Source organism: Herbaspirillum sp. C7C8 (assembly GCF_022627875.1).
GTDB lineage: Bacteria > Pseudomonadota > Gammaproteobacteria > Burkholderiales > Burkholderiaceae_D > Herbaspirillum.
Map to the genome: position 1 here is coordinate 57,122 of NZ_JABXGG010000022.1, position 16,887 is coordinate 74,008.

The following is a 16,887-nucleotide window of genomic DNA, read 5'->3' on the forward strand; positions in this document are numbered from 1 at the left end:
TCCTTGATATCGCTGATCGGCCCCAGGCCCTGCGCGACCCCTTCCGGAGACTGCTATGGCGACCTTCAACAACATGGACCTGAACCTGCTGCGGGTCTTCCAGGCCATCGCCGATGAACGCAGCCTGACCCTGGCCGGCAATCGCCTGCACCTGTCACAGCCAGCGGTGAGCTACGCCCTGGGACGGCTGCGCCAGATCTTCGATGACCCGCTCTTCATCCGCACCAAGGAGGGCATGCAGCCCACCCCCGCCGCGCTGGAACTGTCCAAGCCCATCAATCGCGCGCTGCAGGCGGTGCAGGATGCGTTGCGCTATACCGAGCGCTTCGATCCGGCCGCCAGTACGCGCGTCTTTCGCGCCTCGATGACCGACGTGGCCGAAATGATGTTCCTGCCGCAGCTGTGCGAACTGCTGACGGCGCAGGCACCGCACACGCGACTGCAGGTGGAGCAGGTGTCGCCGGCGCATCTGGAAGAAGCCCTGCGCACGGGACAGCTCGATTTCGCCTTCGGCAACCTGCCGGCCCTGAAGGCGGTGACCTGCCACGAACTGCTGTTCCGCGAAACCTATGTCTGCATGATGCGCAAGCGGCCTGCGCTGCCTGCGCGGGAACAGTTGCAGCTGGACGAATTCCTGTCGCTCTCGCACGTGCTGGTGGAGTCCGCCGAGAGCAGTCATCACCAGGTCGAGAACTCCTTCCGCAATCTCGGGGTGCAGCGCAAGATCAGCCTGTCGATCCCGCACTTCACGGTGCTGCCGCGCATCCTCGGCAAGTCCGATCTGGTGGCGACCGTCCCGGCGCGTATCGCCAGGCTCTTTCACAGCGAACACCCGGATGTATTCCTCTCCTACGAACTGCCGGTCAAACTGCCGGCGGTGGACATCACCCTGCACTGGCACCCGGCCTTCGATGCCGATGCCGGCAACAGCTGGTTGCGCCAGATCGTCATCGACATGCTGCAGAGCTACGGTCGCAGCAGCTGATCGCCTCCCGTGCAAGGCAGAAGGCCCGCCAGTACGGCGGGCCGTTCTCCTGCGGGAAGACCGCCGGATGTCGGCCGCGGTCTTCCCTCCTCAAGTCGTCCGTCGTCGTCCGTCGTCGCTCGTTTCAGAAGCGATGACGGATGCCCAGGCGCACTGCGCTCTGGTTGCCGGTCGATGACTGGATGCCGCCACCGAAGACCGGATAGGCGTTGTAGCCCTTGTCGCGGTCATACACGGCGCTCAGGTACAGGTCGGTGCGCCTGGAGATCTTGTAGTCCACCGTCGCCACCAGCGCCTGGGCATTGCCCACGGCCTGGTTGCGCTTCTGGAACTGGTAGGCCGCTGCCAGATCCCACAGCGGCGTCAACGCATAGACCGTGCCCAGTTCATAGGTGGTGGCCTTGGCACTGGTGTTGGTGTTCTTGACCTGAGTGATGACGCCGAAGGGTGTGAAGGCACCGATCCGGTAGCGCGCGCCGCCGCCGTAGATGCGCGTGGAGAAGCTGCCGGTGCTGTCCTTGACGTCGGTGTAGGCCAGTGCACCGCTGAAGGCGCCGCTGTCGTACTGGCCCACGGCGCTGACGGTGCGGCCCGCATTGTTGTTGCCCGCCGTTTCGCCCAGGCCGACCATGGCACCGAAGCTCAGGCCACCGAACTTGGCGCTGTTGTACTTGATCGAGTTGTTGGTGCGGTCGCCGCCATAGATGTGGTTGTTCAAGGCCGTGCCGTGGGCGGCATCGGCATGCAGGCCCCAGCCCAGGGAGCCGGCCGGCGACAAGGCGCCCATTGCGTACTGACCACCGATATTGGCCATGAAGTCATACTGGCGGCCCACGCTGATCGATCCCCATTGCTTGCTGCCCAGGCCGACGAAGGACTGGCGGCCGAACAGCAGGCCACCCTGGCCGAGACTGCCGTCATCGGCACCGAAGCCGGTCTCCAGCGTGAAGAAGGCGTTGAGCCCCCCGCCCAGATCTTCTGTGCCCTTGAAGCCGATGCGGCTGCCCTGGGCGATGCCGCTATCCATGCGCAGCAGCGAAGCGCTGCCGCCGCCGGACTTGGTGGCGTTGGAGTAGTAGGTCAGGCCCAGATCGATCAGGCCATAGATGGAGACGCTGCTCTGTGCATGTGCCATCCCCGTGCCGGCCGCGAGCAAGGCGGCGGCCAGTAGTTTCTTCTTCATGTGACAAGGCTCCCTGTGGTGTTGCAGTGTGATGGTCGCGCAGCGTGCCGGGTGAGTCCGGTGCGCAGCGGCGAACGCAGCCTGGTGCGGTGGAGGTCTGCGTGGCGTGCATGACAAGTCGTCATGTGTGCCCATCATAGGAAGCGCATTTGCGTCAGATCAAATTGATGCAGCCGATAGCGGGAATAAGCGTCATTCATGTACGCGGCCGATGTGGCATCGACTCTCGAATCCGGTGCATGAATCGGCCTTCAGGCGGGACAATCGTGCAGAACCTCACCATGCAAGTGCGCACAATCACCAAGCCGGCGCGTCGCTTGTGGACCCTAAAGCTATCTTTAGGTGTGGCGTTGGACCAACGGCAGCGTGAAGCAGAAGCGAGTGCCGCGTGGCTTGTCCTCTTGCACGTGCGCTGCTGCACCCTGCACCTCTCCGGGTTGTGCCCAGATGTCGCCGCGATGGCGGGCAATGATGTTCTTGCACAGTGCCAGGCCGATGCCGTTGCCGCTGACCTTGGAAGAGAAGAAGCCATCGAAGAGCCGCTCGCGATGACCGGCATCGATACCGCGTCCTTCGTCGGCCACGGTCAGCAGGGCATTGCCGCCGCTACGGGCAGTACCGATGCGTACATGGCGCGCACCCTCGGGGAATGCCGTCATCTCCTCGATGGCATTGAAGGCGAGATTCAAGATCACCTGGCCGATCAGTACCTTCTCGCAACTCACCATCAAGGGCTGCGTCTGCGTTTCGATGTGCAGGTGTACCTTGCTTTCAGCGGCCTTCATTTCGATGAACCAGCGCACCTCCTCGAGGACCGCGTTGAGGTCGATGAGCCCCTCGCTCTGCTCCAGTCGAACCACGTATTCGCGCACGCTCTTGATGATGGTGGCCGCGTGGTCAACCTGGCGGCTGGCGCTTTCCAGTCCCCATACGATCTGCCCGGCCTGTTCGCCCAGAGCCTGGCTGTGGCGGATGCGCAGGACCGAGCCTTCGAGGAAGTTGCGGATCGCCGCCAGCGGCTGCGACAGCTCATGCGCGATGGCCGTCGCCATCTCGCCCATGGCATTGTGACGCGCCAGGTATTCCAGCGCGGCCTGGTCGCGGCGTCGCGCCTCCTCGGCCTCAACCTGGTCCGTGATGTCATGGAAGTGCAGCAGGTGGCCCTTGAGGTCGTTCTCGATCTCGATGTAGCGGCACACCGCATGATGCCAGCGCACCAGCCCATCCTTGCGCAGGATCTGGTAGCGCAGCGGGAAGCTGATCGCGTCCGGCAGCGACAGCGTGAGCAGCTCCAGCAATTCCTCGCGCGACTCCGGCAGGCATTGCTCGACGAAGTTCTTGGGCGGATTCTGGCCCGGCCGCACCCCCAGCAGCTTGCGCCCGGCGTCGCTCAGGTATTCGATGCCGCCGTCGGAACGCAGGACCGTCACGCCCTCGTCGGAGTCCTGCATGAATTCCTTGAGGCGACTCTCGAGCTTCTTCATCTCGCGCCGTATCTGTTCCTCGCGCGCAATATCGCGGAACTGCACCATGATGACGTCGCGCTCGGTCAGCGGCACCAGCGTGGCAATGGCTTCCGACAGGATCTCGTCACCGTTCTTGGCGCGGTAGCACCACTCAACCATGTTGCTGCCATGGAGCACGGCATCGTGCAGCCACTTGCGGCCGATCTCGCGGCGGTATTCGTGCGACTGCCGGCTCATGTCCGGGGCCTTCAGGGGCAGCAGTTCTTCCAGCGTGAATCCCAGCACCTGGCAGGCCGAGGGATTGGCCCAGAGGATGGACTTGGTGCGGGCGTCATGCAGGATGATGCACATGGGCAGCGCCTCCATCATGCGGCGGAAATCGTCGAGCCCGAAGCGGATGGTGTCCTCGGGCAGAGCAGGGGAAGGTGGGGCGGCGGATTGTTCGGACATCGCTTCTCTCGGTCATCGCTTCATGATCTGCCGGAGGGTGTTTGCTCCATGGATGGGTTCACGCAAACAAGGGCACACCGGCTTCGCAGTTCGGGAACAGGTCTAGGGGTTTTCTTTAGAAGACTTCACCTATTCCCCTAAAAAAAACTGCAGCGCTCCCGATTGAACCGGGAGGGGCCGCTCCCTACACTCGACTTCATTCTGATGCAAGCCACCTGGAGAATGCAATGTCCGTGATGGAAAACCCGGCCGCGCTGGCGGTCCGTGAAGAAGATGCCCTGGTCCCGCTGCTGGCCGAGATCCGCGCACGCCGCGACGAATTCGCCGCGCAGCGCTTCGTACCCAGGGATTTCATCGCGCAGTTGAAGAAGGTCGGGGTCTATCGCGCCGCCACCCCGCAGTGCTTTGGCGGCAGCGGCATGTCGCCCATGGATTTCCTGCAGCTGATCGAACGGATCTCGGTGGCCGATGCGTCGGTGGGTTGGGTCGCCAGTTTCGGTTCGGCCTCGGTCTACCTGGCCGCCTTGCCCAAGCAAACGCAGGCCAGGCTCTACGCCAACGGTCCGGACCTGACCTTCGCCGGTGGCCTGTTCCCGCTGCAGCCAGCGACCCAGGTCGACGGCGGCTGGATGGTCAATGGCACCTGGAAATTCGGCAGCGGCTGCAAGGGCGCCGATGTCCTGGGCGTGGGGATCGGAGCGGCCATGCCCGGCCAGGCCGGCTCCAAGCCGCGCACCGCCGTGCTGCCGCCGGAGCAGGTCGAGATCATCGACAACTGGGACGTGATGGGACTGGTCGGCACCGGCAGCCATGACCTCAAGGTCAGCCAGCAATTCGTTGCAGATGAGTGGACCTTCATCCGTGGCGGTGCTGCCACCATCGATGAACCGCTGTACCGTTATCCGACCATCGCCTATGCCGCCCAGGTGCTGGCCGTGGTGAACCTGGGCGTGGGACGCGCCGCCATCGACGAGATCAACCAGATGTCCGGCGGTCGTGTGGCCATCACCGGTGCGCCCAAGCTGGCCGACCGTTCCTATGTGCGCATCGAGGTCGCCAAGGCCGAAGCGAAATTGCGTTCGGCGCGCGCCTTCCTCTATGACGCCACCAGCGAAGTCTGGAATTGCATCCTCGCAGGCAACCCCGTCACGCCCGAGCAGGTCAGCCTGCTGCGCCTGACCGCCGTGGAAATTGCCAAGGTCGGCAATGAAGTCACGCAGGCCATGTTCGGCCTGGCCGGCACCACTGCCATCTACAGCAACCACCCGCTGCAGCGCTACCTGCGCGATGCCGCCGTGGTCAAGCAGCACGCCTTTCTGGGCGAGGGCATCTATGACGGTGCCGGTGCGGTCACGCTGGGCGTGCCGCCGATGCCGGGCTTCCTGTAAGCCGCTGCCTTCTCGCATTTTTATTCTCACGTTTTCAGCCCGGAGCCTCCATGAGCCAAATTCCAGACAATGACAAAGAACCGCTGCGCGTCCTCTTCTGTGTCGGCGTGACGCAAAACTTCTTCGACCTGCCCGCCACCGAGACCGGTCCGGTGTGGCAGGCCTATGGCCAGATGATGACCGCCCTGGCCACCATGGACGGCATCAAGGTGCTGGGCACCATGGATGACGATCGCCTGATGGTGGGCAAGTCCGACGACGCTCCCTGGACTTTCTACATCATGGCCGACGTGGTCGACCTCGATACGGTGGTGGCTGCCTGCAACCTGTTCCGCACCACCATGGTCGGTGAACACCGTCTGTGGAAGTACGGCAAGATCGAAGCCCGCGTGGGTCGTGCCCTGATCATTCAGGGCGGCTGATCATGGACAAGAAGATTGCCCTGGTCACCGGCGCCGCACGCGGCCTCGGTGAAAGCATCGCGCGCAAGATGCACGCGGCCGGCTACAAGGTGGCGCTGGCCGACATCGACCTGGAGCAGGTCTCGGCAGTGGCCGCCAGTCTCGACGTGAGTGGCGCCACCGCCATGCCGCTGGCGCTGGATGTGCGCCGCAAGCCCGACTTCATCGCCGCCTGCGATGCCATCGAACTGCGCTGGGGCGGGGCGGCGGTGCTGGTCAACAATGCCGGCCGCTCGCGCGTGGCACCACTCATGGAGATCACTCCCGAGGAGTGGGACGAGGTCACGGCCATCAACATGAAAGGCACGTTTCTTGCGTGCCAGGTGTTCGGCAAACGCTTTGCCGATCGCGGCTACGGACGCATCATCAACATCGCCTCGCTGGCCGGACAGAACGGCGGTACCGCCACCGGTGCGCACTATGCCGCGGCCAAGGGAGCGGTGCTGACGCTGACCAAGGTCTTTGCACGGGAACTGGCGGGGGCGGGGGTGACCGTCAACGCCATCTCGCCGGGTCCGCTGGATTTGCCCATCGTGCGCGAGATCGTCCCGGCCGACAAGCTGGCCGCCACCATCGCCACCATTCCGGTCAAGACGCTGGGTGAACCCGACTTCATCGCCGACGCGGTCCTGCTGCTGGCGTCGCCCGAGGCGGGCTCGGCCACCGGTGCCTGCCTCGACATCAATGGCGGGCTCTACATGCGTTGAGCGGAGCGGCCCTGCGCCGATGTCAGATTGCTGTCCCAGATCGGTGGCGTAGTGGGAAAGCCCGCCATCATCTCAACCAACAAGGGAGAAACACATGCTGCACAAACGTCTGATTGCCACCGCCGCCACTGCCGTCCTGGCCGCTGCCGGAACCCTCGCCAGCGTCGCCGGCAATGCTGCCTTTGCCCAGGTCAGGATCGGGGTCGTGACCTCCTCGACCGGGCCGGTTTCGCTGGTGGGTATTCCGCAAAAGAATACCGTGCCGCTGCTGCCGACCAAGGCCGGTGATCTCAAGATCGAATACATCTCGCTGGACGATGCCAGCGATCCGACCAAGTCGGTCACCGAAGTCAAGAAGCTGATCTCCGAATACAACGTCGATGCCATCATCGGCCCCAGCGGTTCGCCCAATGCCATGGGCGTGATCTCCTTTGTCGCCGAGGCGGGCGTACCCCTGCTGGCCCCGGTCGGTACCGCCGCCGTGGTCCTGCCGATGACGGAGCAGAAGAAGTGGGTCTTCAAGACCACCCAGAACGATGATCTGATTGCCAGCGCGCTGGTGGCGCAGATGGTCAAGAGCAAGATCAGGACGGTGGGTTTCATCACCATCAACGATCCCTTCGGTGAGAACTGGGCCAAGGTCTTCAGTGAGCTGGCCGCCAAGAACAACATCAAGATCGTCGCCAACGAGCGCTATCAGCGCACCGATACCTCGGTGACCGCGCAGACCCTGAAGATCCTCGCGGCCAACCCCGATGCGGTGCTGGTGGCCGCACCGGGTGCCGCCACGGTCCTGCCGCAGACCACGCTGTATGACCAGGGCTACAAGGGCAAGATGTACCAGACCCACGGCGCTGCCTTGCCGGCCTTCCTGCAACTGGGCAAGAACAAGGTCGAGGGCACCATCCTGGCGGCCAGCCTGATGCTGGTGCTGCCGGAGATCCCGGACAGCAATCCCTCCAAGAAGGTCGCCACCGACTACATCGACGCCTACAAGAAGATGTACAACGCCGTGCCCGCCACCTTCGGCGCCAACGTGTATGACGCCGGCCTGCTGCTGGAGAAGGCCATTCCCGTCGCCGCCAAAAAGGCCAAGCCGGGCAGCAGGGAATTCCGGGCCGCCCTGCGTGATGCACTGGAGAATACCAGGGAAGTGGTAGGCACCCAGGGCGTCTACAACATGAGCCCGGCCGACCACAGCGGGTTCGATGAGCGCGGACGCGAACTGATCACCGTCAAGGGTGGCAACTGGACCCTGCTCAAGCCATAAGGACCTTGCCTGCTCCGTCGGCCCCGGCCTCCACGCCGGACCGCCGGAGCGTTTCACCTCCACACGCATCCCGAACCTGGCGCGTCGTCTCCGCTGGATGGCAGCGCGCGCCGGCTCCACAAGGAAGTCGCAATGAATCTCCAAATCGTGGCGCTGCTGGGACAGGACGGCATCACCAACGGCGCCATCTATGCGCTCCTGGCGCTGTCCATTGTCCTGGTCTTCACCGTCACCCGTATTCTGCTGATCCCGCAGGGAGAGTTTGTCTCCTTCGGCGCGCTGACCATGGGCATGATGCAGAACGGCCAGCCGCTGACCGTGGCCTGGCTGCTGGTGGCCATGTGCCTGGGCGCCTGCGCCTTCGATCTCTACGACATGTGGCGCACCAGCCGCCGTCGGCCCGGTCTGTGGCTGCCGGCCAAGCTGGTCTATGCCCTGGTCGTGGCGGGTGTCGCCCTCAATGTCAACTTCTCCACCCTGCCCATGCTGGCGCAGATCGTCATGACCCTGCTGCTGCTGGTGCCGATGGGGCCGCTCATGTACCGCATGGCCTTCCAGCCCATCGCCTCAGCCTCGCCGCTGGTGCTGCTGATCGTCTCCATTGCCGTGCATGTGGCCCTGGTCGGGGTGGCGCTGCTGGTGTTCGGCCCCGAAGGCGCACGCACTGCTCCCTTCACCGACGCCAGTCTGGAAGTAGGCAGCCTGCGCTTGTCCAGCCAGGCGCTGTGGGTGATCTGCGTATCGCTGCTGTTGATCGTCGGGCTGTTCCTCATGTTCGAGCGCACGCTCTATGGCAAGGCCCTGCGCGCCGCAGCGCTGAACCGGATGGGCGCGCGCCTCATGGGTATTTCCCCGGTGTTCGCGGGCAAGGCCATGTTCCTGCTGGCCTCGCTCATTGGCGTAATGTCCGGTGTGCTGATTGCCCCCATCACCACGATCTACTATGACTCGGGCTTCCTGATCAGCCTCAAGGGCTTCGTCGGGTCCATCATCGGCGGGCTGGTCAGCTATCCGGTGGCAGCCCTCGGTGCGCTGGCCATCGGTCTGATCGAATCCTTCTCCACCTTCTGGGCCAGTGCCTACAAGGAAATCATCGTCTTCGTGCTGATCATCCCCATCCTGCTATGGCGTTCTCTGTCGACCCGTCACGTGGAGGAAGAAGAATGAAACCCGCTGCTTCCGCCTCTTCTTCCAAACGTTCGCAGGCACGCTTGTCCTCGCGCGTGGCGTTGGGCTTGTTCGTGGTCCTGCTGGCGGCCGCCCCGTTCGTGCTGCCGCCGTTCACCATGACCTTGTTGAACAACATCGGCCTGGCCTCGCTGGTGGTGCTGGGACTGGTGCTGCTGACCGGTGTGGCCGGCCTGACCAGCTTCGGGCAGGCGGCTTTCGTCGGTCTCGGTGCCTACTTCTCGGCGGCACTGTCGGCCAAGATCCTGCCGCTGCCCGCGGCCCTGTTGTGGATGCAGTCGCCTTGGGTGGCCCTGGTGGTGGCACTGGTGCTCACCGCCTTGCTGGCCTATGCCGTGGGCAGCGTCACGCTCAAGCTCTCCGGCCACTACCTGCCGCTGGGCACCATTGCGTGGGGCATCAGCCTGTATTTCATCTTCGGTACGCTGGAGAGCATGGGCGGCCAGACCGGCATGTCCGGCATTCCCTCCATCAGCTTCTTCGGCATCGTGCTCAGTTCCGACCGCGCCATGTTCGGTCTTATCTGGGTGGCCGTGCTGTCGGGCGTGGCGGCCTTGAGCAATCTGCTGGATTCGCGCGAGGGCCGTGCCATCCGCGCGCTCAAGGGTGGCATCGTGATGGCCGAGGCCATGGGCATCGATACGGCGCGCATGCGTATCGTGGTATTCGTCATCGCGGCCGTGCTGGCGGCGCTCTCGGGCTGGCTGTACGTGCACATGCAGCGCTTCGTCAATCCGTCTCCCTTCGGCCTGGGCTTTGGCATCGACTACCTCTTCATGGCGGTGCTGGGCGGGGCCAGCCATGTCTGGGGTGCGGTGCTGGGTTCCACCCTCATCGTGGTACTCAAGGAGTGGCTGCAGGGCATCCTGCCGGTGGTGCTGGGGCGCTCGGGCAACTTCGAGACCATCGTCTTCGGGCTCTTGATCGTGGTGCTGCTGCAGCGTTCGCGCGATGGCCTTTGGCCTTATCTGGCGCGGCTGGTGCCGGTGCGCAGCCGGCGGCTGGAGATCGATCCGCAAGCCGAAGCGCTGCCGCGCCGCCCCATGCCTGCACCGCAGGAGGTGGTGCTGGATGTGCGGGAGGTGACCCGCAAGTTCGGCGGCCTGGTGGCCAACAACAACATGAGCCTGAAGGTAATGGCCGGTGAAGTGCTGGCCCTGATCGGCCCCAATGGCGCGGGCAAGTCCACGCTCTTCAACCAGATTTCCGGTGTCGATACACCGACCTCGGGCAGCGTGCAGTTCCGTGGCCATGAGGTCACCGGTCGCGGTTCGCGTCATATCGCCGGGCTGGGCATGAGCCGCAGTTTCCAGCACGTGCGCCTGATGCCGCGCATGACGGTGCTGGAGAACGTTGCCATCGGTGCCTACCTGCGCGGCCAGCGTGGGGTGCTTGCCTCCATGCTGCGCCTGGATCGCCAGGAAGAAGCCCGCATCCTGGCCGAAGCCGCCCGCCAGATCGAGCGGGTCGGCCTGAAGGCGCAGATGTTCGAACAGGCGGGTGCGCTCTCGCTGGGTCAGCAGCGCATCCTGGAAATCGCCCGTGCCCTGGCCGCCGATCCCTGCCTGCTGCTGCTCGATGAGCCCGCTGCCGGCCTGCGCCTGGGAGAGAAGCAGGCGCTGGGCGAGCTGCTGCGCAAGCTGCGCGGCGAGGGTATGGCCATCCTGCTGGTGGAGCACGACATGGATTTCGTCATGGAACTGGTGGACCGCATCGTGGTGATGGACTTCGGCCAGAAGATCGCCGAGGGCCTGCCGGAAGAGATCCAGAACAACCGCGCCGTGCTGGAAGCCTATCTGGGCGTGGCCGACGAGGAACAGGCTGCGCCCGCCGACACGGCCATGGGCCAGGCCATTGCAGCAGGAGCACATCATGGGCAATAAGGTATTGGAAGTGCGCGATCTGTCGGCCGCCTATGGCCGGGTGCAGGTACTGACCGGGATCGACCTGTCGGTGGAGCAGGGCAAGATCGTCACCGTGATCGGCCCCAATGGCGCGGGCAAGACCACGCTGCTCTCGGCCATCATGGGGGTGCTCCCCTCGCGCGGCGCGATGGCCTTTGACGGGACCATCCGCCATTCGCCGGAAGTGGAAGAGATGGTGGCTGCCGGCATGACCCTGGTGCCGGAGAAGCGTGAGCTGTTCGCGGAGATGAACATCGAGGACAACCTGATGCTGGGCGCTTTCCAGCGTTACCGCACCGGCCAGCGCGATCACGCGGCCACGCTGGAAGAAGTCTATTCGCTCTTTCCGCGCCTGCGCGAGCGCCGTAGCCAGCAGGCCGGCACTCTCTCCGGCGGTGAGCGCCAGATGCTGGCGGTGGGCCGTGCACTGATGGCCAAGCCGCGCCTGTTGATGCTGGATGAACCGAGCCTGGGTCTGGCGCCGCTGATCGTGCGCGAGATCTTCCGCATCATCGCCGAGCTGCGCCGGCGGGGCGTTTCCATCCTGCTGGTGGAACAGAACGCACGGGCTGCGCTGCAGGTGGCCGATTACGGCTATGTGCTGGAAAACGGCGAGATCCGCATGCACGGACCGGCCAGCCAGCTGGCCAACGACCGTCGCGTGATCGAGGCTTACCTGGGCTTGTCCGGCAAGCATCAGGACAAGCTGGCTGGTTGAACATCTTCCTGATTGATTGAGTGATTGCCATGAGCAATGCAACTTTCCCCTCTGCTGCATCACCTGTTGCGCCCTTGCGCATCTGCGTCGCCGGTGCCGGCGCCATCGGCGGCACCCTGGCCGTGCGCCTGTCGGCAGCCGGTCATCAGGTCAGCGTCTTGGCGCGCGGCCAGACGCTGCAGGCCATCCGCGAGCGTGGCCTGAGCCTGCATGACCTGCACGGCACCACGCACGCCCGTCCGGTTGCCAGTGACGTCCCGGAGTTTGGCCGGCAGGACGTGATTTTCCTGTGTGCCAAGAGTCAGGACATGTCAGCCTTGCTGCCCCGGATCGCGTCCATGGTGGGCGAAGAAACGGTAGTGATCCCGACCAGCAATGGCGTGCCGTGGTGGTATTTCCATCGCGAGGGCGGGCGCTTCGAGGGCGAGACCGTCAAGGCGGTTGATCCCGACGGGGCTCTTGCGCGTGCCGTTGCGCTGGACCGCTTGATTGGCAGCGTGCTCTTCATCACGGCCGAGGTCGAGAGCCCGGGCGTGATCCGTTGTGTCAATCCGCACCTGATGGTGCTGGGCGAGCCTTCCGGCGAGATGAGCGAGCGGCTCATGCGCGTGCGTGCGGCGGTGGAGGCCGCCGGGATCGAAGCCCGCGCTACGGATCGCATCCGCGACAAGCTGTGGACCAAGATCATCGCCAACATCAGCACCAATCCTTTATCGGTCATCACGCAAGGCACCTTGCAGCAACTGTACGGCTTGCCGGAATTGCGCGAGGTAGTCAGCCAGATCATGCGCGAGACCCTGCTGGTGGCCTCCAGCCATGGTGCACGGGTGGATATCGATCCGCTCACCTTCGTGCAACTGGGCGAGGCCATGGGGGCGTTCCGTACCTCGATGCTGCAGGATCTGGAACGGGGCCGGCCATTGGAACTGGCGGCCATTGGCGATGCGGTGCTGGAGATGGCCGAGCGTTATGGCATCCCGATGCCGATCACGCGCGCCATCGTGTCGCTGGCGCGTTTTCGCGGCGAGGCGGCGCAGCAGCAGAAAGAGCAGACAGGACAACAGAGAGCGCAGCAGACACAACAACCGCAGCCGGCGGCACGGGCCGCCTGAGCGCGATCACCTCATTTACGGATTCAGGAGTCAAATCGATGAATATCATGCAATTCAGCTATGGCGCAGATAAGCCATCCCACTGCAGCGACGAGGAATGGGCGCTGCGCATCCAGCTGGCGCACTGTTACCGGCTGGTGGATTACCTGGGCTGGACGGAGATGATCTTCAACCATATCTCGGTGCGTGTGCCGGGGCCGGAGCATCATTACCTGGTCAATCCCTTTGCGCTGAACTACAACGAAGTGACGCCGGCCAATCTGCTCAAGGTAGGGCTGGATGGGCAACTGGCCGAACCCTCGGACTACAAGGCCAATCCGGCGGGGTTTGCGCTGCACAGTGCCATCCATGGTGCGCGCGATGACTTGCGCTGCGTGATCCATACGCATACCACGCCGATCTCGGCGGTGACGATGAAGAAGAGCGGCTTCGAGCACAATGATTTCTACGGCGCGCAACTGTTCGGGCGCATCGGGTATCACGAGTTCGAGGGCATTACGCTGTTTGCGGAGGAGAAGGAGCGCATGCTGCAGAGCCTCGGGGACAAGCACATCCTGGTCTTGCGCAATCACGGGGTGGCGGTGTGCGAGAGCGATATCCAGCGCGCCTTCTTCCTGTTGTGGACGGTGCAGCGGGCGGCCGAGATCCAGGTGGCGGGACGGTCGATGGCGGGTGAGGATCAGCTGTTGCCGGATGAGGTAAGGCAGAAATGCGCGGACCTGACGCAGCAGCTCATTCGCAATGACGGGTTTGCGGTGATTTTCTTTGAGGCGATTGTGCGCAAGATGTTGAAGGGGGTTTATCAGGTGGGTTGATCTTGCGAGAGATTAATGGGACTGGTCCGGGGGGAGCGGGTGCCGCCCAATATGGCCCGGAGCCTAGCGACGGGCCAGTCGGAGAAAACAGTGGGGTATTGCAGTGTTTCAGTACCTTGATTCTTTTTTGATCCTGTTTCCTACTTGAATCCATAGGTCTTTGATGTCTGATAGCTGCGCTTTTTGCTTGCGCTTGACGTTGTCGAAGAAGTCAAAGGCGCTGAAGATGAAGACGCCGGGACGCAGCTCATAAAGCGCCGTATGGCACATGCTGGTAGCTCGATACACCGGGCCGTCGTCGAGATAACAGTCTGACTCGGCAGCGTAAATTTTTATCGGATCGGCCATTAGGGGTGTCATTGGATAAGTGAAGAGGGGGGTAAATGTGTAATAGCCGATCTGCTGCTCATCCCGATCGCCCCAACGTTCTTCGTCGGGGACTGTCTCGGCGAAACCCATCGCCCAAATATAGTCCTTGTTAGACGAGATACATAGTTCGCCTAGCCACTTCTTCGTTTTTGTAGAGTGGAAGACGGTGCAGTAGCTATCTGGATAGTCTTTGCTAACTGGTTTCATGTTTTTGGACATGTGCCACGCTTTGGGAAAGCGTAAATCCCGGGTAAGCGCGATTGCCTCATTTCTGGAAAGGACTTGCGAAAAAGCAGGGTCTGCAAATATCGGTAGAAAGGCAAAGAGTAATATTCTGATCGCTTGCATATAAGTTTTTCCGATGTCGGTGTTGGTCTTTGCGCCGGAGTTAGGAATTTTTTTCTAGCGCAGAGGTTTTTTTCTGTCGACCTCCCCATCTAGGGTTTATCTTTTTTTGTCGATCTTTTTTCCCACCTCAATCCATAAATTCCTGATGTCCCTGAGTTGGGTCTTCTGTTTGCGCTTCACGTTGTCAAAGAAGTGAAAGACGCTATAAATGAAGACGCCGGTGCGCAACTCATACAGTGCGGTGTGGCACATGCTGGTAGCGCGATACACCGGACCGTCTTCCATATAGCAGTCCGGTTCGGCGGCGTAGTTCTTTATAGGTTTCAAAATAAATGGCGTCATTGGGTAGATGAAAAGTGGCGTGACGCTCCAGTAGCCGACCTCATATTTGCTACGATCGGCCCAGTCCTCCTCTTCAGGTACTTCGTCCCGGATCCCCATCGTCCTGATGAAATTCTTATTTGAAGAAATGCAGAGTTCTCCGAGCCATTGATTTGTCTTGCGTGAATAAAAGACAGTGCAGTATGTTTTAGGAAAGTCTTTTCCTAGCGGTTTCATATTTTTTTGAATGCGCCATGCGGCAGGAATATGAAGGTCTTGCGATAGTGTGGCTAACTCCTTCGTGGAAATTTCGGTTGCCGAAGCGAACGGAGCAAGAACTGCGAAGAGGGTGAAGAACTGAATTCGAATTCTGATCATTTTTTGTCATCCAATAGTATGTTCTGTGCCCAGAGAGTCTCCTTCAAGCGTTCGTCCACCCGCACCCAGCACGACGCCGCCTCGTTGCCGGGATTGATGCGGTCCCAGCGGAACTGGAGCTTGATGCGATCGAGCTGATCGGTATGGACCTCTTCTCCGGCAGGCCCGACGACGATGGCGGTCTGCGGCAACATGAGCGGCTTCTGATGAGTACGCGCAGGGCGAAACGGCAGCCTGCGGCGTTGTACCTCGACGCGATTGAAGCAATGGCCGGTGTGCTCATTGCCCTCTTCGCCGATGTCCCGTTCGCGCCCGATGGACTGCTTGAACGTCTTCAGTGCAGGACTCAGGCTGCCCGGAAAGTCCAGCGCCTGATGCGACAGGGGAAGGTTGTTCTCGATGAACCAGTCGATGGCGAGGATGACGAACTGGCGTTCGCTCTGCGCTTCCTTCCGGTGCAGCGGATGCTCCTCCAGCCTGAACCAGCGTCCACAAGCCAGATTGCGTACACCCGAGACGGCAGCGTAGCGCTGCATGGAGGATTCCCACTGCTCCACTTGCAGGTCGGCCTGTCGATTGCCTTGTGCCTGCTGCGCAAAACTGTAAGCACCGGTGTACTCATACATCTCCAGCTGCGCGGGCAGCTGGCCGTATTCGGGCATCACCTGTTCTTCGGCCTCCTTCTGCATGCGAGGCGATTTGTAGTCGTCGCTGCGGCCCCGCCAGGATGTCGAGGCGAGCGTGCGGCTCGCGCTCCAATGCAGGATCTTGTCGAGCTCGTCGCGCGGGCCGGCGCCGTGGAAGGCAAGGTCTTGCTGCGGCAATCCGGGCAGGCTCCACGTATTGTCGGTGATGACCAGAACGTGGCCGCTGCCGTCTTCCCGCTGCTCGTGATGGGCGAACCAGCCTTCTTCTTCCATGAGACGCTGGACGAAATGCCAGTCGGTTTCGTACTGGGTGCAATAGGAGCGCGAAAGAGAAGGCCGCTCCAGTTCAAAGCGATACTGCCCCCGCGCCTGTGGATGGCAGTCGAAGACGTCCGCAAGAATGTCTTCGGTGGTCTTGTCCTGCCAGATGCGCGCATCCTTGCGAAAGCGCAGGAAATGCAGCCAGGACGAAAACGCAAGCTGGCAGAAGTCGATGTCGCCGTCACTGCCCAGCCGCCTTGCGCTATGCACGTAGCCATGCAGGGGCAGCGTGTGGCCCTGGTGTTGTCTGATCCATAGGGTGACGGGCTGGGCAATCAACTGCTCCAACGCGATGCCGACCTCCGTGGCCAGCACATCGATGCTGACCTCGTAGCCATGACTCAGGCGCTCAGTGGCGATGAGCCGTTGTGGCAGCAGGATGTCGGTCCCGAGCGGCGAGTCCAGCTGGAGCAGCCGGCGATGCTGCGTCATGCGCGCTTGGGAGCGAGATGAATCTTTCTGCGAGGGGGAGGGCATGCGATGCGACTTCCAGAGAGAATTTGCGCATTCCGAAACATGCCAGTGAACAAACAGGAGAAAAAGCAGGACTTCTTGCGAAGTGCACCTGCCCGGTTTGAAGGAGGATGTCCCGGATGCCGCCTATGCCCGTGGACTCATCGATGCAGCAGAGGCCCCGAGCGACGAAGGCGACAGTCTCCGATGCACGAAGCGCTTTCTCAATGGAAGAAATTCTATTTTTCTGATGATTAGCATTGCTGCTTTCAGTGCGTAACAGTCAAGATAGATCGTCGCTTTTGATGAAATGACGATATGTTTTGAATAGAACCCATTTCATAAATAGGCGTGAGATGCGTTCTGTCCAGAAAGGGCGCTGGCAAGGCGCGCGACGCGTCGT

General features: G+C 62.2%; 15 protein-coding genes. 10 read left to right on the forward strand and 5 right to left on the reverse strand.

Going from position 1 to position 16,887, the window contains the following annotated elements; all coding sequences use genetic code 11:
• Window positions 1-55 precede the first annotated feature (55 nt).
• Window positions 56-985, forward strand: coding sequence for a LysR family transcriptional regulator (locus HWE01_RS20380; RefSeq protein ID WP_008326720.1), 930 nt, complete (start codon window positions 56-58; stop codon window positions 983-985).
• Between the two features lie 124 nt (window positions 986-1,109).
• On the opposite strand, the gene HWE01_RS20385 is transcribed toward HWE01_RS20380, so the two are convergent.
• Window positions 1,110-2,168: a porin gene (locus HWE01_RS20385; protein WP_241822711.1), complete on the reverse strand. Its 1,059-nt coding sequence runs from the start codon at window positions 2,166-2,168 to the stop codon at window positions 1,110-1,112.
• Window positions 2,169-2,506: 338 nt separating this feature from the next.
• Window positions 2,507-4,084, reverse strand: coding sequence for a PAS domain-containing sensor histidine kinase (locus HWE01_RS20390; protein WP_008326723.1), 1,578 nt, complete (start codon window positions 4,082-4,084; stop codon window positions 2,507-2,509).
• Window positions 4,085-4,311: 227 nt separating this feature from the next.
• On the opposite strand from HWE01_RS20390, the gene HWE01_RS20395 reads away from it, so the two are divergent.
• The 9 genes from HWE01_RS20395 to HWE01_RS20435 all read left to right on the forward strand — a co-directional run bounded on the left by HWE01_RS20395 (window position 4,312) and on the right by HWE01_RS20435 (window position 13,647).
• Entirely contained in the window at window positions 4,312-5,472 is a 1,161-nt protein-coding gene (locus HWE01_RS20395; RefSeq protein ID WP_008326724.1) for an acyl-CoA dehydrogenase family protein, read from the forward strand.
• A 50-nt stretch (window positions 5,473-5,522) separates the two neighbouring features.
• The gene (locus tag HWE01_RS20400; RefSeq protein ID WP_008326725.1) at window positions 5,523-5,894 is read left to right on the forward strand and encodes a hypothetical protein; all 372 of its coding nucleotides are present in this window, start codon (window positions 5,523-5,525) and stop codon (window positions 5,892-5,894) included.
• A 2-nt stretch (window positions 5,895-5,896) separates the two neighbouring features.
• Window positions 5,897-6,640: an SDR family NAD(P)-dependent oxidoreductase gene (locus HWE01_RS20405; protein WP_241822712.1), complete on the forward strand. Its 744-nt coding sequence runs from the start codon at window positions 5,897-5,899 to the stop codon at window positions 6,638-6,640.
• 94 nt (window positions 6,641-6,734) lie between these two features.
• A complete protein-coding gene (locus HWE01_RS20410; RefSeq protein ID WP_008326727.1) occupies window positions 6,735-7,910 on the forward strand; it encodes an ABC transporter substrate-binding protein in 1,176 nt (391 codons plus the stop codon).
• Between the two features lie 132 nt (window positions 7,911-8,042).
• Window positions 8,043-9,077, forward strand: a complete 1,035-nt coding sequence (locus tag HWE01_RS20415) for a branched-chain amino acid ABC transporter permease (protein WP_175344066.1) — start codon at window positions 8,043-8,045, stop codon at window positions 9,075-9,077.
• A complete protein-coding gene (locus HWE01_RS20420) occupies window positions 9,074-10,981 on the forward strand; it encodes a branched-chain amino acid ABC transporter ATP-binding protein/permease (RefSeq protein ID WP_241822713.1) in 1,908 nt (635 codons plus the stop codon). Before HWE01_RS20415 ends, HWE01_RS20420 begins: the two co-directional genes overlap by 4 nt.
• A complete protein-coding gene (locus HWE01_RS20425; protein ID WP_175344064.1) occupies window positions 10,971-11,720 on the forward strand; it encodes an ABC transporter ATP-binding protein in 750 nt (249 codons plus the stop codon). Before HWE01_RS20420 ends, HWE01_RS20425 begins: the two co-directional genes overlap by 11 nt.
• Window positions 11,721-11,749: 29 nt before the next feature.
• Window positions 11,750-12,832 (forward strand): ketopantoate reductase family protein, encoded by a 1,083-nt coding sequence (locus tag HWE01_RS20430; RefSeq protein WP_241822714.1) that lies wholly within the window; start codon window positions 11,750-11,752, stop codon window positions 12,830-12,832.
• Window positions 12,833-12,870: 38 nt separating this feature from the next.
• Window positions 12,871-13,647, forward strand: a complete 777-nt coding sequence (locus tag HWE01_RS20435) for a class II aldolase/adducin family protein (protein ID WP_175344062.1) — start codon at window positions 12,871-12,873, stop codon at window positions 13,645-13,647.
• 108 nt (window positions 13,648-13,755) lie between these two features.
• Here the strand turns inward: HWE01_RS20435 and HWE01_RS20440 are convergent, their stop codons facing one another.
• From HWE01_RS20440 to HWE01_RS20450, 3 genes are all read right to left on the reverse strand, one after another.
• Window positions 13,756-14,364 carry a hypothetical protein gene (locus HWE01_RS20440; RefSeq protein ID WP_241822715.1) on the reverse strand — a complete coding sequence of 203 codons (609 nt, stop codon included), beginning with the start codon at window positions 14,362-14,364 and terminating at the stop codon, window positions 13,756-13,758.
• Window positions 14,365-14,460: 96 nt separating this feature from the next.
• Window positions 14,461-15,063: a hypothetical protein gene (locus HWE01_RS20445; protein ID WP_241822716.1), complete on the reverse strand. Its 603-nt coding sequence runs from the start codon at window positions 15,061-15,063 to the stop codon at window positions 14,461-14,463.
• Entirely contained in the window at window positions 15,060-16,463 is a 1,404-nt protein-coding gene (locus HWE01_RS20450; RefSeq protein ID WP_241822717.1) for a type VI secretion system Vgr family protein, read from the reverse strand. Before HWE01_RS20450 ends, HWE01_RS20445 begins: the two co-directional genes overlap by 4 nt.
• Between the last annotated feature and the right edge of the window lie 424 nt (window positions 16,464-16,887).

What these genes read in the sequence shown, in the direction of transcription:
- HWE01_RS20380 (WP_008326720.1), top strand. Translation starts at nt 56, where the DNA reads ATGGCGACCTTCAACAACATGGACCTGAACCTGCTGCGGGTCTTCCAG.
- HWE01_RS20385 (WP_241822711.1), bottom strand. Translation starts at nt 2,168, where the DNA reads ATGAAGAAGAAACTACTGGCCGCCGCCTTGCTCGCGGCCGGCACGGGG.
- HWE01_RS20390 (WP_008326723.1), bottom strand. Translation starts at nt 4,084, where the DNA reads ATGTCCGAACAATCCGCCGCCCCACCTTCCCCTGCTCTGCCCGAGGAC.
- HWE01_RS20395 (WP_008326724.1), top strand. Translation starts at nt 4,312, where the DNA reads ATGTCCGTGATGGAAAACCCGGCCGCGCTGGCGGTCCGTGAAGAAGAT.
- HWE01_RS20400 (WP_008326725.1), top strand. Translation starts at nt 5,523, where the DNA reads ATGAGCCAAATTCCAGACAATGACAAAGAACCGCTGCGCGTCCTCTTC.
- HWE01_RS20405 (WP_241822712.1), top strand. Translation starts at nt 5,897, where the DNA reads ATGGACAAGAAGATTGCCCTGGTCACCGGCGCCGCACGCGGCCTCGGT.
- HWE01_RS20410 (WP_008326727.1), top strand. Translation starts at nt 6,735, where the DNA reads ATGCTGCACAAACGTCTGATTGCCACCGCCGCCACTGCCGTCCTGGCC.
- HWE01_RS20415 (WP_175344066.1), top strand. Translation starts at nt 8,043, where the DNA reads ATGAATCTCCAAATCGTGGCGCTGCTGGGACAGGACGGCATCACCAAC.
- HWE01_RS20420 (WP_241822713.1), top strand. Translation starts at nt 9,074, where the DNA reads ATGAAACCCGCTGCTTCCGCCTCTTCTTCCAAACGTTCGCAGGCACGC.
- HWE01_RS20425 (WP_175344064.1), top strand. Translation starts at nt 10,971, where the DNA reads ATGGGCAATAAGGTATTGGAAGTGCGCGATCTGTCGGCCGCCTATGGC.
- HWE01_RS20430 (WP_241822714.1), top strand. Translation starts at nt 11,750, where the DNA reads ATGAGCAATGCAACTTTCCCCTCTGCTGCATCACCTGTTGCGCCCTTG.
- HWE01_RS20435 (WP_175344062.1), top strand. Translation starts at nt 12,871, where the DNA reads ATGAATATCATGCAATTCAGCTATGGCGCAGATAAGCCATCCCACTGC.
- HWE01_RS20440 (WP_241822715.1), bottom strand. Translation starts at nt 14,364, where the DNA reads ATGCAAGCGATCAGAATATTACTCTTTGCCTTTCTACCGATATTTGCA.
- HWE01_RS20445 (WP_241822716.1), bottom strand. Translation starts at nt 15,063, where the DNA reads ATGATCAGAATTCGAATTCAGTTCTTCACCCTCTTCGCAGTTCTTGCT.
- HWE01_RS20450 (WP_241822717.1), bottom strand. Translation starts at nt 16,463, where the DNA reads ATGACGCAGCATCGCCGGCTGCTCCAGCTGGACTCGCCGCTCGGGACC.